Below are 15331 nucleotides of genomic sequence, written 5' to 3'. Positions count from 1 at the left end.
TCAGAACAGGAAGCCTACCTCCAGTCCCAGCCTTGTTTGATTCTTTTTACCGTTGGTGGTGAAGGGATTGTCCGCTTTTACATAAGATACCTCTGCTCTTACCATAAGAGGACCCGACTTGTAGGCAGGCGTAATCGTGAATGTCCAGCCTTTGTTTCCATCTCCCAGACCTAAAAGGTCTATACCACCCACATCTGAATTGTCCTTTACATACTCTGCTCTTCCAGATAGCTTAAAGGGTTTTATGTTATAAGAGAAATGCACACAGCCTCCGCTTGCCTTTGCCTTTTCTGGCACTCCTGCCTTTGAGCTTTTTGGAGCTTCCACATACATAAGGTCTGCACCAAAGGAGAGGTTTTCAAAGGTGTAACTTGCCACTATGTTGTATTCCCTTTTATTTGCGGGAAAAGCGGTATCATTTGGTTTGGAGTCCTTGTCTGGAATTAGAAAGTTAAAAGATAGGGAAGCATCCTTTATAGGCGTTATGCCTATACTTCCTTCAAAGGCTACCTTTGGGTCAGTGGTGCTAAGGGTATAAAAGCCGTCGTTAATACCCGCTTTCACCGTAAAGAGGTCCGTGCTGTAAGCTACCCTCACACCGTTGTTTATAACTGGCTGCATGTTCCATATTAAACCTCTCTGAATATAGTTATTCAGATAGGTAAAGGCGGACTCATAACCTATTATGGTGGGCAGTTTTCCAGCTTGTAGGGAAAGCCCCTTTATGGGTGCATATTCCACATAGGCAACAGGAAGAGCACTAAAGAGGTCTGTAGTATCTGAGGTCTTTAAGAGTCCTGCCCCCACCACTGGCGTTGCATAGGCACCACCCATTAGGGTAAAGCCAAAGGGTTCAGCAGGCTTTGAAAGGCTTATAATAGCTGAGCCTACATCGTAGCGCGTTTTCTTTGTGTCTGAGGTGTTGTTGCTGTGGAGCATATAGCCTGTGAGGGCTCCCTCTATCTTGAGGGTTCCAAGCAAGTCTGTTTTTAGCTCAAGGGCATGGGCAGAGCCAAGGGCTCCAAGGACTGAACCTATGAGGGCTAACTTTCTCATGTCTATACCTCCTTATGAGATGTTGTATGCACTTTCTCCGTGCTGGGACCTGTCAAGCCCAGTTATTTCCTCTTCCTCTTTAACCTTTAGACCAGTTAAAGCCTTGGCAACAAAGAGGATTATGGCGGTCATAACACCACTGTATACCACCGTCACTATCACAGACCATATCTGTGTAATAACCTGCCCGGGGTTTCCGTAAAGAAGCCCTTTACCTGCCTCGTTTATAGATGGGTCTGCAAAGACACCCGTGAGGATAGCTCCTATGATACCCGCTACACCGTGTATGCCAAACACGTCAAGGGCGTCGTCATAGCCCAGTTTCTCTTTTACCTCAGCTACCATGAAGTAGCATATAGGTCCTGCCACCAAGCCTATTATGAAAGCACCCACCACGTTCACAAAGCCCGCAGCAGGAGTGATAGCCACAAGTCCTGCTATCACACCGGAGGCAAGTCCAAGAACTGTAGGTTTTTTCCTATGAAGCCATTCGGTAAACATCCATGCCAAAGCTGCAGTGGCTGTTGCTATGTTGGTGTTTAGCATGGCTACCGCAGCAAGTCCATTGGCACCTACCGCAGAGCCAGCATTAAAGCCAAACCATCCAAACCACAAAAGCCCTGCACCAAGCACCACAAGTGGCAGGTTGTTGGGCAGTAAGACCGCATCCTTTCTCCTGCCAAGGATTAAAGCACCCACAAGACCTGCAATGCCAGCGTTTATGTGAACCACCGTTCCCCCTGCAAAGTCAAGGGCTCCGTCCTTTGCCAAAAAGCCTCCACCCCACACCCAGTGGGCTATTGGAACATAAACCAAGCTCACCCACAAGACCACAAATATCACCCAAGCGGAGAACTTAAGCCTTTCCACATAAGAACCACTTGCTAAGGCTACGGTAATTGCCGCAAAGGTAAGCTGAAACATGACAAAGAGAAGCTCGGGGATGGTGCCCTGAAGGCTTTTAACACCCACTCCGCTTAAAAATATTTTGCTTGCACTGCCTATGATGCCTCCGATGTCTTCTCCAAAGGCAAGGCTATAGCCGTAGGCAAACCAGACCAAAGACGCAAGGCAGTATGCTACGAAGGACATAGCTATGGTGTTTAAGGTGTCCTTTCTCTTTGCCATGCCTCCGTAGAAGAGGGCAAGACCCGGCAGGGTCATGAGCATAACAAGGGCAGAAGACACCAAAAGCCAGGCGGTGTCTCCAGTATCTAACTTTGGAGTGGATTCCTCCGCAAAGGAAAGGCTCACCAAAAGCAATGGTATAATAGTTGTCAGGCGACGCATTTTATCTCCTCCTTTGCCCCACCCAAAAAGGGCGGGGCGGTTTTTTTACTTAGATGTCAAAGTAAAGCTCAAACTCCTTAGGATGGGGTATGAACCTCATCTCATCAATTTCCTTCTTCTTGGAGCTTATCCAGAGCTCTATAAGCTCCTCCGTAAACACCCCACCCTTTAGGAGAAACTCGTAGTCATTTTCAAGAGCCTTGAGGGATTCTTCCAGTGAGCCGGGTAGCTGTGGTATGTCTTTTAGCTCCTCTGGTGGTAGGGAGTATATGTCCTTGTCAAAGGGCTCTCCGGGGTGTATGCGGTTTTCTATACCGTCTATTGCTGCCATGAGTATGGCGGAAAAGGCAAGATAAGGATTGCAAGTGGCGTCTGGGAAACGAATTTCTATTCTTTTCGCCTTTGGTGATGCGGAATACATGGGTATCCTTATGGCAGCAGACCTGTTTCTTGCAGAATAGGCAAGCCTTACGGGGGCTTCAAAGCCTGGCACAAGCCTGTGGTAGGAATTTATAGTAGGGTTCGTAAAAGCAGTAAGGGCAGGTCCATGCTTGAGGATACCACCTATTGCATATAGGGCTAATTCAGAAAGACCTGCATACTCAGAACCTGCAAAGAGGTTTTGACCCTCCTTCCATATAGAAAAGTGGGTATGCATACCTGAACCGTTGTCGTTAGGTAAAACCTTTGGCATAAAGGTGGCAAACTTTCCATACTTGTGGGCGACCATACGCACTATATACTTGTAAAGGAAAAGTTTGTCTGCCTGATTTACCAAAGAGTCATAACGAATGTCTATCTCTCCTTGACCTGCGGTGGCAACCTCGTGGTGGTGAAGCTCTACCACTATTCCCAACTGGGACATTATAGAAACCATTTCGTTCCTAAGTCCATGAACCTTATCCAAGGGTGGCACTGGGAAGTAGCCCCTTTTGTGTGGTATTTTGTAGCCAGAAGAGGTTATCTCTCTGTTCCACCATCCTTCCTCTGAGTCTATCCTCCAAAAGGCATAATTGGCAGAGGTTCCAAACTCCACAGAGTCAAAGATGAAAAACTCCGCCTCTGGTCCATAGTAGGCGGTGTCTCCTATACCTGTCTGCTTTAGGTATTGCTCTGCCTTTTGAGCAATATAGCGAGTATCCCTACCATACCTCTCTCTTGTTATAGGGTCATAGATATCGCATATCATCACCAAGGTCTTTGGCTCCATAAAGGGGTCAATAAAAGCGGTAGTAGGGTCGGGAAAGGCAAGCATATCTGACTCATGAATGGATTGCCATCCCCTTATGGATGAGCCGTCAAAGCCTCTACCTTCCTCAAAGGTATCCAGGGACAGCTCATAGGCTGGGATGGTAAGGTGTTGCCACTGACCAAAGAGGTCAGAAAACCTCAGGTCCACATACTGGACTCCTTCCTGCTCGATGAGGCTTAGCACCTCAGCTGGTGAATACTTGGGCATGTTTAAACCTCCTTTATAAAGTTTTTAAATTGCCTGTTCTCCTCTTTCACCCGTCCTAATCCTTATCACATCCTCAACGGGTATTATGAATATCTTTCCGTCTCCCACCCTACCCGTTTGGGCGGTTTTCATTATAGTCTCTACCACCTTTTCCACGTCCTCATCCCTCACTATCACCTCAATCTTAACCTTAGGCAGAAAGTCAATGACATACTCTGTGCCACGGTATATCTCCGTGTGTCCCTTTTGTTGACCAAAACCACGAACCTCTGTAACCGTCATACCGCCTATGCCTATCTCCACAAGGGCATCCTTGACCTCGTCCAGCTTAAAGGGCTTGATTATGGCTTCCACCTTTTTCATGCTTTAACCTCCTGTGAGTTATTTTGCAAAAAACATGCCAACCACAAGGAGCTGGCTAAGGGTTAATTTTACTACCTTTTAGAGGGGTGAGCCTTGAGAAGTTATGTAAAATTGTTTACAAAATTGTAAAATTGTTCACTCACCTTTGGCACAGCTTTTCAGCTCTACCGTTGCGTGGGCTATCTGTTCAAAGCGGGATATTATCCTATGGTAGTGTTCAAGGTCGTAGTTTTCAGAGGTTTCAATTCCCACTATACAAGCGTATTTGCCACTATATATCTTAAGAAGGTGTATGTCATAGACCTTGCTTTTACCACCTTCCTCAAGGGCATTTATTATCTCTTTCACTAAAGGATTTTTGCCTTCCCTGTCAAGGAGTATGGGTGTTGTTTCTTTCATGAGAGACAAAGACCACCTTATTATAAGCACAAAGCCCAGCAAACCCATTAGAGGGTCCATAAACCACAAACCAAGATACTTTCCTGCCAGCAAACCACCTATGGCAAGCACAGAGGTAAGAGCATCCGCAAGCACATGCAAATAAGCACCCCTGAGGTTTAAGTCATGATGGTGGTGGTGCTGTCCACCATGGAGTATGTAGGCACTAAGGATATTTACCCCAAGCCCCACAAAAGCCACAAGCAGTGCCTCCTCATACTTGGTTTCTCCACCCCTTAGGAACTTTGAGAGGCTCTCTTCCAATATGAGAAAGGAAACGAAGAAAAGCAAAATAGCACTGGTATATGCTCCAAGCACCTCCACCTTCCAAGTGCCAAAGGTAAAACTACCATCCCTTGCCCATCTTTTTGCAAAAAAGTAAGCCATATAGGCTATGGCAAAAGCAAAGGCGTGTGTAGACATATGAATCCCATCCGCAAGGAGAGCAACAGAGTTAAACATATAGCCTGCCAATATCTCCAAGAACATGGTAAAAAGCGTGATAAGGAAAACTATCAAAACCCGTCTTTGGGCTCTGTGGTGCGGTGTATAAAACTCATGCTGGTGCTTGCAAACCATGAGGAAATTATAGAAACTTACTGACTACTGGGCTATGAAACAGCTCATGCAATAGAGTCATCTATCCATTTAAGGTAGTCCTCATTGCCTGCAACTATAGGCAAGGCAATTATCTCGGGAACTGTATAGGGATGAATAGACTTTACACCCTCAAGCAAGTCTTTAAACTTTTGAGCGGAGGTCTTTACCACAAGAAGGCTTTCCTTATCCCTTTCTATGTTCCCCTTCCACCAGTATATGGAGCTAACTTCTGGAACCACGTTTACGCAAGCACCCAGCTTATTCTCTATTATGTAATTGGCTATTTCTTGAGCCTTGTCCACTGGTGTAGTGATAAAAACCACATAGTAGCCCAGCATAGAGTATATTTTAACCTATGCCAAAAGAGAAGACTCTACCAACTCTTGAGCTTTTCATGGAAGAGCTTTTAAGCCTCTTGCCCTACTTGAGAGAGAGGTATGGAGTGAAAGAGCTTGGAGTTTTTGGCTCATACCTGAGAGGAGAGCAAAGACAAGACAGCGACCTTGACCTTCTTGTGGACTTTGAAAAGGATATTTCTCTTTGGGATGTTATGGAGCTTGAGGAGTTTCTCTCTGAGAGGCTTGGAGTGAGGGTTGACCTCATTATGAAAAGCTCTTTGAGGTTTAGACCTCATACCGCAGAGAAGATTCTAAAAAGCTATGTGCCTGTGATGGAAAACTGGAAGGATATAATAAGACAAAAGGAGATGCCAAAAAGAGACTACAGGGAATACATAAAAGACATTCTGCAAGAGTGTGAGTTTGTAAGAAAATACACGCAAGGCATAGAATACGAAGACTTTTTGGAAAGCGACCTACTTAGGCATGCGGTGGTGCGTGCCTTGGAAGTAATAGGCGAGGCGGTAAAGAACCTGCCCAATGAGCTTTTGGAAAAATATCCACAGATAGAATGGAAAAGGGTAAAAGGCATGAGAGACAGGCTGGCTCACGCATACTTTGGCGTGGACTATGAGCTTCTTTGGAAGGTGGTAAAGGAGGAGCTTCCAATCCTTTGCAAGGTGGTAAGGGATATGCTCTAATCTAACTTTCCAAGATATGCCAAGAGGGCGGTTATTGTGGCTGGAGTTATGCCATCTATCCTGCTTGCTTGACCCACCGTCATGGGTCTGAATTTCTTGAGCTTTTCTCTTGCTTCGTGGGTGAGCCCTGGGACCTTGTCATAATCCATATCCTGTGGAAGTGCTATACCCTCCAGTTTCTTTAGCCTTTCATTTAGCTTCTGCTCCCTTTCTATATAAGGCTCATACTTTAGCTGTATTTCCACCTCTTCCTTTACGTAGGGATGCTCTGGAACTTCAAAACCAAGAGCTTTTAGGTCATCTATGTTATACTCCGCAGTGAGAAGTTGTGAGGGTGTATAGCTCCTTGTGTCAGAGCCAACCGCCACTGCAACCCTTTGAGACTTGTAAAACTCCACCCAGCTCTCTATTTCTCTCTGTAGCTCCTTTACCATTTTGTATTGCTCCTCTGTGAGGAGACCAAGCTCGTAGCCAAGTTTAGAGAGCCTAAGAATGGCGTTGTCTTGTCGGAGTTGAAGTCTGTATTCAGACCTTGAAGTAAAAAGCCTATAAGGCTCAAGCACGCCTTTCGTTACGAGGTCATCCACCATTATGCCAATATAACTTTCATCTCTTCTTAGGTATACTGGCTCTTTGCCAAAGGCTCTAAGTGCTGCATTTATACCCGCAAGGATACCTTGCCCTGCTGCCTCTTCATAACCAGTAGTTCCGTTTAGGTTTCCTGCATGGAAGAGACCTTTTATCTTTTTGGTTTCAAGGGTAGGATAGAGTTCTGTGGGTGGCACTACGTCGTATTCTATGGCATAAGCAGGTCTTATAAGCTCTACTTTTTCAAGCCCTGGTATGCTCCTATACATCTCCCATTGGACCTCTTCTGGCAAAGAGGTAGAAAGACCGTTGGGATATATCTCCACTGTATCCCAGCCCTCTGGCTCAAGAAAGACCGTGTGCCTATCCTTGTCGGAGAATTTTACCACCTTGTCCTCTATGGAGGGACAATATCTTGGTCCTATACCTTTTATAAGACCTCCATATAGTGCTGTTCTGTGTAGGTTTTTACGGATTATTTCGTGAGTTTTGGGTGTGGTGTAGGTTATCCAGCATAGAGCTTGCTTTTTGCCCTTTTCAAACCAGTAGCTTCCTACTGGCTCTGTCCAAAAGGAAAACTTGGGTGGTGGGTCATCTCCCGGTGCAGGTTCAAGGTTAGAAAAGTCTATGGTTCTCTTGTCAAGCCTTGCGGGAGTGCCTGTCTTAAACCTAAGAAGTGGAAAGCCATGTCTTTTGTAAAAGTCCGCAAGACCCGTAGAAGGTGGTTCCCATGCCCTACCTGCAGGAAAGGTTTTATCTCCTATGTATATAAGACCCTTTAGAAAAGTTCCCGTTGCCACAACCACCGCCTTTACCCTATACTCAAGCCCCAGCTTGGTCTTTACCGCTACCACACGGTCATTTTCTACAATGATGTCCACCACCTCATCTTGCTTTATGTGGAGATTTTCTTGGGTTTCGCAAACCCTCTTCATGTATTCTCTGTATAGCTTTTTGTCCGCCTGAGCCCTCGGAGACCAAACCGCCTTGCCTTTGCGAGTGTTTAGCATCTTAAACTGTATGCCCGTGTGGTCTATAGCCTTTCCCATCTCGCCACCAAGTGCGTCTATCTCTCTAACCACTATTCCCTTTGCTATACCACCTATGGCGGGATTGCAGGACATCTGACCTATAGTGTCCGCATTTAGCACAAAGAGGACAGTCTTTGCTCCCATGCGTGCAGATGCCAGTGCAGCCTCTATGCCTGCATGACCCCCACCTATAACCGCTACGTCAAACTCATCCACCAGCATAGGATAAAAATATATTCTCTAAAAAGCTTCCCTGCTCCTTATTTCCTCTACAAGGTTTCCCTGGTCATCGTATATCCTCATTACCGCCTTGCTCTTCCTTATTTCCGTTTCAGTCCTTTTTACACCCTTCACATACTGGATAACCCTCTGCCTTAAGCCGTCCTGTGTATAGTAAACCTCAAGCGTTGCCTCTTGTCCCTTAACCACCATCTTACACCAGTTTATCCCTTCGTAATCTACTATCCCTTCTATTTTGGCATAGCTACCCACTTGCAGACTCTGTGGACACCAATCAGCGTGTGTAGAGGGCATGGCTGTTTGATTGCTTTTACAGGAAAACAGAAAACCACAAAACACTGCAACAAGGCTAAACCTTTTCATACTTAGAATTTTAAACCACAGATGTGCTTTAGCCAAGTATAAACTTAATTATATGCACAAACTCCTACACAACCTGTTGGAAAACACAGCCTCCAGCCTTTTCATCCTCTATCAGAGCTTTTCCTTTGGTGTGCTTTTGCTTTCTGTTCTTCTTGGGCTTTACGATGAAATCAGTGACTTTCCTAAGGATTTGCATCCCGTTATATTTAAACTTGAGCTTTTTGTGTCTGCGATTATTCTTTTTGAATACCTTGGAAGGCTATACCTTTCAAGGAATAAATTAGCTTACGTTGTCCATCCTTTGTCAATTATTGACCTCGTAGCTCTTATTCCCTTTTTCCAACCCTTTAGGATTCTCAGGTTTGTGGTGCTTTTCGCAAGGCTTTTCAGGATTACATACAGATACAGATACGTGCTTATAGCCTATAGAGATATATTCAAAAGTGTATCCTTTGAGCTCCTTCTTTTGCTGTCTTCTTTTCCTCTTGTCTTCTTAATAATCCTCATTGTCTTCTATTCCATAGAAAAAAGTGCGAGAAATCCAGAAATAAAGAGTATTTTTGACGCTTTTTATGTCCTTTTTATAACCATGACCACGGTAGGATACGGTGATATAACGCCTATTACCTGGGAGGGTAAAGTTTTGGCTATGATAACCGCCGTTGCTGGCATATTTGCCTTTTCAAGCCTTGTAGCCACTATGAGTGCAGGACTATCCAATTATGTTAACATGTTAAGGTCAGGAATGCTCAGCTACAGAGACATGAAAGACCACATAGTGATATGTGGATGGAACGAAACAGGTAATGTGATAGTAGAAAAGCTCAAGGATTATGGTAGAGATATTGTGGTTATAACCACGCAGGACCTTAGCGGTTATAGAGGCTTTCACTACAAGAAGGGAGACTTTGGAAGTGAAGAGGTTATGAAGGATGCGGGCATAGACAAGGCTCATATGGTTATAGTGCTTGCGGAAAAACTCCCAGGCTACTCTGAAGATTCCGTAGATGCAAGAACCATACTCGCAGGTATGCAAGCAAGAGACCTAAACCGTAATGCGGTTATTGTATTAGAAATTCTTTTAAGAGAGAATGCCAAGCTAATAAAAAGGAGGAATGTGGCGGACTACGTTGTGATAGGTGGGGAAGTGGTTGGTTCTCTTATAGCCAGCCTTGTGCATGGTAGGGTGCTTGCAAACCTTATAGACTACATTGAGGAGCATCTTGAAGTTGAGGTTCTGCCTGCGTAGGCAGGAAAAAGGATAGGAGAAATAGAAAGAGAGTTGGAAGACAAGGGTAACCGCATTTTGGGCGTAATGAAGGAAAATCGTATAAGCTACTTTCCAAAGCTATCTCATAAGCTGTCAGAGGGAGAAAAGCTAATCGTATTAAGAGAAAAGTCTAAGTAGAAAGGATTGTCTCCTTGAGCTTTTTTACATTGTCCGTTGCTATGCCATCCACACCCCTTTCAAAAAGCTCCTTTGCCTTTTGTGGGTCGTTTACGGTCCAAGCAACCACCTTTAGCTTTAGTCTGTGAGCAAAGTCTACCGCCTTTTGAGTGGCAAGCCCATACTTGGGAAGGACAAACAGACAACCTAATTTCTTAGCCTCTGGTATCATACCCGGTGGCTTTGAATAGACAAGACCAGTGGTTATTTTCCCCCTTAGCACCTCAAGTGCCTGAGGGTAAAAACTTATTATGGCGGTCCATTCCTCTGCCTTGTATTCTAATACCTTTTTGTAAACCCCTTCCGCATCTTCTGGATGCTTTATCTCTAAAAACAAGCCTACCTTACCTTTTACCAACTCAAAGGCTTCCTCAAGCCTTGCAGGGCGATAACCATTTTTTTGAACCTTTGCCACCTCTTCCCAGCTTGCGTCCCTTATATTTAAGCCTACACCAAAAACTCTAAGCAGGTTATCATCATGGCTAAGCACAAAAACCCCATCCCTCGTTCTTTGTATGTCTACCTCTACCACATGTGCACCAAGCTCAATGGCTTTCTCTATAGACTGTAAGGTGTTTTCCAACTCAAGCTCTGGCACTCCCCTGTGTCCCACAAGAAAGGTCTTTAAAGCCTCAAATACTCCCATGTTAGAATTTTAAAGCATGCATAAAGAACTTGAAGAAATACAGCTCCAGTGTGCTAAAAGGGTGATACAAAGAGATGACTTTGAAAAGATAGAGCTTATCGGAGGGATAGACCTTACCTTTGAAAGCATAAAGGAAAACCCAACCCGTGCGTGGGCATCCCTTGTAGTGATAAGGCTTTCGGACCTAAGGGTAATTTACCAAAAGGTGGTCCAAGGCGTGGTGGACTTTCCCTACATTCCCACCTTTCTTGCCTTTAGAGAACTTCCTCTAATGCTCAAGCTTTACCAAGAGGCGGAGCTAAAGCCGGATGTGTTTTTCATAGACGGTCAGGGTATAGCCCATCCTCGTGGCTGTGGTATAGCATCCCACTTTGGAGTAGAAACGGGAGCGGTAAGCGTTGGCGTTGCCAAAACACGCCTCTTTGGTTATGGAAAAGAACCAAACAGAGAAAGAGGGAGCTATTCTTATCTAACCTACAGAGGAAAGGTAATAGGAGCAATTTTGAGAACGAAGGATAACACAGAACCTGTATATGTCTCAGTAGGACACAGAATAAGCCTAAGAACCGCCATTGACCTCGTCCTTAGGACATCCCTTTACCGCATACCAGAACCCACAAGACTTGCCCACAATCTTCTGCAGAGGGTAAGAAAGGCTAATCTGTGATATAATCTTCGTAGAAGGTTTTAGGGTCTTACAGACCCATGACATCTTGGCAGTTGAATAGGGTTTTTGCTTCTTGAAGTTAAGGGGGTAGTATTCATTCAAGAGGTTTGAGAAGTCCCTCCTCGTCCACTTGCATTATGACGGTCTTTTGCCTTAGCTCCTCCAACTCCTTTAACTTTTTGGCTATTAGCTCTCCCATTGAGGTGTTTTTCCTTATGCTTTCTATACGCAGGCTCTCCCAAAGGTCATAGGGTAGAGATATAGTGGTTCTCTTAAACTTTTGCCTTTTCTTCTGCTTGCCTCTCATAGGTTATATTTTAATGCCCTTATGCTTTTATGTTTTGGCATAAAGATGCAGTGATGCTTTGATGTTTTGATGACATAAGCCTCAAAGCCTTGTCTCTCAAGGGTTTAAATTTGACAATACCATACTCAACCTTGCAGGACCTGCCACTTTTGGCAAACCACCTTCACTTGAGAGGGGTGCCCCCTTGACAAAATATGTCTTATTATTCTTTATGTGGTGAGTTGAGGTTGCTAATCCACCGTGTGGAGTTGAAACCAGTAAGGGCAAAACTCTTGGTCTTGCCTTGCTTGTGTTGCTAATCCACCGTGTGGAGTTGAAACTTCTCAAAAAGTTTTCTATCACTTCTAATGGCATATTGTTGCTAATCCACCGTGTGGAGTTGAAACGTCAGGATATGATGCTAATCATAAAAGTAAGTAAGGGGTTGCTAATCCACCGTGTGGAGTTGAAACCCTGACGTAGAAAGATAATGCTTAAACCTTCAAGAAGTTGCTAATCCACCGTGTGGAGTTGAAACCTTCTCCAAAACATCCTTAGCAGTGGACACTTTAAAGGTCTTGTTGCTAATCCACCGTGTGGAGTTGAAACTATGAAACGCTATATGATAAACCACTCTCACCACCGCGGTTGCTAATCCACCGTGTGGAGTTGAAACCAGTAAGGGCAAAACTCTTGGTCTTGCCTTGCTTGTGTTGCTAATCCACCGTGTGGAGTTGAAACTTCTCAAAAAGTTTTCTATCACTTCTAATGGCATATTGTTGCTAATCCACCGTGTGGAGTTGAAACTGTGGTTCTTCTTCAATTATTTTCTCATTATTCTCAAGTTGCTAATCCACCGTGTGGAGTTGAAACTTGACAGATATTAGAGCCAGATATATAGTTAGTGCCAATCATCCTATGGAGTTTAAAGCACCATGTCTGGAATTATTTCCTTAGTTATCTTGATTGCACTCTTTTACTATGCACCCATATTAGCGATAATAGGTTTGGCTTTGGGCTTTATGCTTGCTCCTGTGGTTATATTGCTTTATGTGGCATACAGGTTAGTAGCTCCAAGGCTTGAAAGAAAACTTGAAGAACGCTCCAGAAGAAGAGAAATGAGGAAAAGGATAAGAGCAATGCTCAAGAGAAACCTCAGATATCTTCCTTAGATAACATAGGACTAAGTAGCGGCTATCCCCTCTTTGGAAACAGAACAGCCTTATCCTTTACAAAATACTCAGACCTCATATAAGGCATTAGCAAACCCTGTGTTGGCTCACAGCTCATTAAGTTCAAGGCTTCTTGCATTTTGTTTGGCATAAAGGGTTCAAGTAGGTTTGCCAAAAGGTGTATGCCATCAGTAAGGGTATACAAGACCCTTCTTAGCTCCACTTCGTCGCTCTTTGCCAAGCTCCAAGGTGCTTTTGAGTCCACATACTTGTTTAAATACCCAGAAAGCCTTAGCACCGCCTCAAGGGCGTTATAAAAGTCTACCCTTTGCATGCACCCTTCGTATTCCTCTACCACCTGCCTTGCAAAGTTCTCATACTCCATATCCTTTCCACCAGAAACCTTCCCACCAAGATACTTTATGTCCATAGCCATTACTCTGCTAAAGAGGTTTCCTATCTCGTTGGCAAGTTCACCGTTTAGCCTGTTTAGGATGGCTTCTCTCCTTATGTCTCCGTCCTCTCCAAAGGGCATATCCCTCAAAAGGAAATACCTTGCCTCATCCAACCCCCATTCCTTTACAAAATCGTAAGGACTTATCACATTTCCCAAAGACTTGGACATCTTTTGACCTTCCACCTTCCACCAGCCATGGGCAAAAACCCTCTTTGGAATTTCCAGTCCTACTGAAAGGAGAAAAGCGGGCCAATAAACTGTATGAAACCTTAGAATATCCTTTCCCACAAGGTGTAGGTCTGCGGGCCAAAGGTGTGGTCTGTCCCTTACCGCAGACACATAGTTAAACAAGGCATCAAACCACACATATATGGTATGCTCTGGGTCAAAGGGCACTTCTATACCCCATCTTACTCTGCTTCTTGGTCTGGTTATGGAGAGGTCTTTTAGTCCCTGTTTTACAAAAGCTATTACCTCGTTTTTTCTGTAGCTTGGCATAATAAAGTCTGGAGCGTTTTCATACAGGTCAAGGAGCACCTTCTCATACTTGGAAAGCCTAAAGAAGTAAGAAGGCTCTTTTATGTAGTCGCAAGGCTTTAGGTGTATGGGACAAACATGTCCTTCTAAGAGCTCGGTCTCTGACTTGAACTCCTCACAGCCTACACAATACCAGCCTTCGTATTCTCCAAGGTATATGTCTCCCCTCTCATAGCTCTTTATGAAAACTTCCTTTACCAGCTCCACGTGGTCTGGGTCTGTAGTCCTTATAAATCGGTCATAGCTTATACCCATAAACTCCCAGAGCTTTTTGAAGTTCTCAGAGTTTTGGTCCGCCAGTTCCTTTGGGCTTATACCCTTTTCCTCTGCGGACTTTTGTATCTTAAGACCATGCTCGTCAGTGCCTGTCAAGAAAAAGACCTCATAACCTCTTTTCCTGTAATACCTTGCCAAAACATCCGCAGATATGGTGGTGTAGGAGTGTCCTATGTGAGGAACGTCGTTTACATAGTATATGGGTGTGGTTATATAAAACTTCATAAGGCTTATATTATAAGGCATGAAAAGGCTTGTTATACTCCTTATCCTCTTTATCTATAGCTGTGCGGTAAAGACTTGGAATGTGGAAGGACCCTCTGAGCTCTCCAACGGTCTTGTGGTAAAGATAGACACAAAGGCTTGGCGGTTTTCACCTTCTGACCTTGACAGCTATGTTTTACCCATATTTATAAGCCTTGAAAACAAAGGAAAAGAGCCCATATCTATAAGGAGAGAAGATATATTCCTTGTGGACGACAAGGGTAGACAATACAATCCCATACCACCCGGTGATGTAGCCAATGTCTTAGGGAGAAACTACGGCGTTGGCTTTAGCTTTAGCGTAGGATATTGGAGTTATCCCTTTGGCCTTTGGTGGTCTCCCTACTATGCCTATCCCCCTTCAAGGGACGTATACCCAGACTTGGTAAACAAAGCCCTTGTGTTTGGAGAGCTTCAACCCGGTGCTACTTTAAGCGGTTTTGTATACTTTCAGAAAATACCAGAGGATGCAAAGGAGTTAACTTTAAACATAAAGGGTTATAAGTTCAAGCTAAAGTGTAATTTTTGAAAAATGTGAAACACCCCCACCTTGATTACGGGACATACAGGGACATAGCGGAACATAAAGAAACACAAGGCTTTGACGCATCTGTTAATATAATCTGCCAAAAGTGTTTCATATTTTTCAAACAAAATGAGGGGTGTTTCACGACATATCTCAAAGCCTTGTGTATCAAGGGTTTGCCGACATGCATGTTTTTGAAAAATCTGAAACACCCCTGAGGCAGGGAAAGGGAAGTTTTTGAAATTTTTTCAATTTCTTCACCTTCCAAGAGAGGGCTTTCCTCCCTGTTAACGTTAACGCCAACAAAACACGTTCTCCGACCCCTCACACATTGTATCTCCACAGCTTATAGCATCTCCTACCCTGCACAGCGGTTTTCCGTTTACGAACACAGTAGCACTTCCTGACGAAGCGACTCCGTCATGGCAAGCTGGACCACAGCAATGTGTAGCCCAAGCATCTCCAACACGATGTGCTGGTTTCCCGTTTACAAACACGTTTGGACTGCCTTCCACGCTCGGTCTTGCTGGAAAACAGCCATGACCACAACTCATATCTCCAAGTCTAACAACTGCTGGCATTAGCC

Annotated in this window: 18 protein-coding genes and 1 CRISPR repeat array; of the genes, 6 read left to right on the top strand and 12 right to left on the bottom strand. The window is 44.4% G+C overall.

The window, feature by feature from the left end; all coding sequences use genetic code 11:
- From G3M65_RS00565 to cutA, 6 genes are all read right to left on the bottom strand, one after another.
- A complete protein-coding gene (locus G3M65_RS00565) occupies window positions 1–1056 on the bottom strand; it encodes a porin (protein WP_173832637.1) in 1056 nt (351 codons plus the stop codon).
- A 12-nt stretch (window positions 1057–1068) separates the two neighbouring features.
- Window positions 1069–2346 (bottom strand): ammonium transporter, encoded by a 1278-nt coding sequence (locus G3M65_RS00560; RefSeq protein WP_173832636.1) that lies wholly within the window; start codon window positions 2344–2346, stop codon window positions 1069–1071.
- A 49-nt stretch (window positions 2347–2395) separates the two neighbouring features.
- A complete protein-coding gene (gene glnA / locus G3M65_RS00555; RefSeq protein WP_173832635.1) occupies window positions 2396–3805 on the bottom strand; it encodes a type I glutamate--ammonia ligase in 1410 nt (469 codons plus the stop codon).
- 24 nt (window positions 3806–3829) lie between these two features.
- A complete protein-coding gene (gene glnB / locus G3M65_RS00550) occupies window positions 3830–4168 on the bottom strand; it encodes a nitrogen regulator P-II GlnB (RefSeq protein WP_173832634.1) in 339 nt (112 codons plus the stop codon).
- A gap of 135 nt (window positions 4169–4303) precedes the next feature.
- Entirely contained in the window at window positions 4304–5185 is an 882-nt protein-coding gene (locus G3M65_RS00545; RefSeq protein WP_173832633.1) for a cation diffusion facilitator family transporter, read from the bottom strand.
- A 44-nt stretch (window positions 5186–5229) separates the two neighbouring features.
- Window positions 5230–5544 (bottom strand): divalent-cation tolerance protein CutA, encoded by a 315-nt coding sequence (gene cutA, locus G3M65_RS00540; RefSeq protein WP_173832632.1) that lies wholly within the window; start codon window positions 5542–5544, stop codon window positions 5230–5232.
- A gap of 17 nt (window positions 5545–5561) precedes the next feature.
- On the opposite strand from cutA, the gene G3M65_RS10440 reads away from it, so the two are divergent.
- Window positions 5562–6245: a HepT-like ribonuclease domain-containing protein gene (locus G3M65_RS10440; protein ID WP_217422977.1), complete on the top strand. Its 684-nt coding sequence runs from the start codon at window positions 5562–5564 to the stop codon at window positions 6243–6245.
- Here G3M65_RS10440 and mnmG read toward each other — a convergent pair.
- Both mnmG and G3M65_RS00520 read right to left on the bottom strand, forming a co-directional pair.
- Window positions 6242–8086, bottom strand: a complete 1845-nt coding sequence (gene mnmG, locus G3M65_RS00525; RefSeq protein WP_173832631.1) for a tRNA uridine-5-carboxymethylaminomethyl(34) synthesis enzyme MnmG — start codon at window positions 8084–8086, stop codon at window positions 6242–6244. The two genes, G3M65_RS10440 and mnmG, sit on opposite strands and share 4 nt — an antisense overlap.
- A gap of 18 nt (window positions 8087–8104) precedes the next feature.
- Window positions 8105–8467 carry a hypothetical protein gene (locus G3M65_RS00520; RefSeq protein ID WP_173832630.1) on the bottom strand — a complete coding sequence of 121 codons (363 nt, stop codon included), beginning with the start codon at window positions 8465–8467 and terminating at the stop codon, window positions 8105–8107.
- Between the two features lie 52 nt (window positions 8468–8519).
- Between G3M65_RS00520 and G3M65_RS00515 the strand changes: the two genes are divergently transcribed.
- Together G3M65_RS00515 and G3M65_RS10565 are read left to right on the top strand one after the other, a co-directional pair.
- Window positions 8520–9716: an ion transporter gene (locus G3M65_RS00515; protein ID WP_173832629.1), complete on the top strand. Its 1197-nt coding sequence runs from the start codon at window positions 8520–8522 to the stop codon at window positions 9714–9716.
- 33 nt (window positions 9717–9749) lie between these two features.
- Window positions 9750–9875: a hypothetical protein gene (locus tag G3M65_RS10565; RefSeq protein ID WP_256370820.1), complete on the top strand. Its 126-nt coding sequence runs from the start codon at window positions 9750–9752 to the stop codon at window positions 9873–9875.
- Here G3M65_RS10565 and G3M65_RS00510 read toward each other — a convergent pair.
- A complete protein-coding gene (locus tag G3M65_RS00510; protein ID WP_173832628.1) occupies window positions 9868–10560 on the bottom strand; it encodes a glycerophosphodiester phosphodiesterase in 693 nt (230 codons plus the stop codon). The genes G3M65_RS10565 and G3M65_RS00510 overlap by 8 nt on opposite strands.
- 16 nt (window positions 10561–10576) lie before the next feature.
- On the opposite strand from G3M65_RS00510, the gene G3M65_RS00505 reads away from it, so the two are divergent.
- Entirely contained in the window at window positions 10577–11227 is a 651-nt protein-coding gene (locus tag G3M65_RS00505; RefSeq protein ID WP_173832627.1) for an endonuclease V, read from the top strand.
- 94 nt (window positions 11228–11321) lie between these two features.
- On the opposite strand, the gene G3M65_RS00500 is transcribed toward G3M65_RS00505, so the two are convergent.
- Window positions 11322–11534, bottom strand: a complete 213-nt coding sequence (locus tag G3M65_RS00500; protein ID WP_173832626.1) for a chromosome segregation protein SMC — start codon at window positions 11532–11534, stop codon at window positions 11322–11324.
- A 226-nt stretch (window positions 11535–11760) separates the two neighbouring features.
- Window positions 11761–12386: a CRISPR direct-repeat array (repeat unit 29 nt; unit sequence GTTGCTAATCCACCGTGTGGAGTTGAAAC).
- Between the two features lie 62 nt (window positions 12387–12448).
- Here G3M65_RS00500 and G3M65_RS00495 point away from each other — a divergent pair.
- On the top strand, window positions 12449–12685 hold the full coding sequence (locus tag G3M65_RS00495) for a hypothetical protein (RefSeq protein WP_173832625.1): 237 nt from the start codon (window positions 12449–12451) through the stop codon (window positions 12683–12685).
- Between the two features lie 22 nt (window positions 12686–12707).
- Here G3M65_RS00495 and metG read toward each other — a convergent pair whose 3' ends face one another.
- The gene (gene metG, locus G3M65_RS00490) at window positions 12708–14180 is read right to left on the bottom strand and encodes a methionine--tRNA ligase (protein WP_173832624.1); all 1473 of its coding nucleotides are present in this window, start codon (window positions 14178–14180) and stop codon (window positions 12708–12710) included.
- A 19-nt stretch (window positions 14181–14199) separates the two neighbouring features.
- On the opposite strand from metG, the gene G3M65_RS00485 reads away from it, so the two are divergent.
- Window positions 14200–14748, top strand: coding sequence for a DUF4352 domain-containing protein (locus G3M65_RS00485; protein ID WP_173832623.1), 549 nt, complete (start codon window positions 14200–14202; stop codon window positions 14746–14748).
- 290 nt (window positions 14749–15038) lie between these two features.
- Here the strand turns inward: G3M65_RS00485 and G3M65_RS10625 are convergent, their stop codons facing one another.
- Entirely contained in the window at window positions 15039–15299 is a 261-nt protein-coding gene (locus tag G3M65_RS10625; RefSeq protein WP_217422976.1) for a PAAR domain-containing protein, read from the bottom strand.
- Window positions 15300–15331: the final 32 nt, after the last annotated feature.

Origin of the sequence: Hydrogenobacter sp. T-8 (genome assembly GCF_011006175.1) — a bacterium.
Lineage (GTDB): Bacteria > Aquificota > Aquificia > Aquificales > Aquificaceae > Pampinifervens > Pampinifervens florentissimum.
Note: the sequence above shows the minus strand (reverse complement) of the source record. Positions and strands in the feature narration are given on the sequence as shown.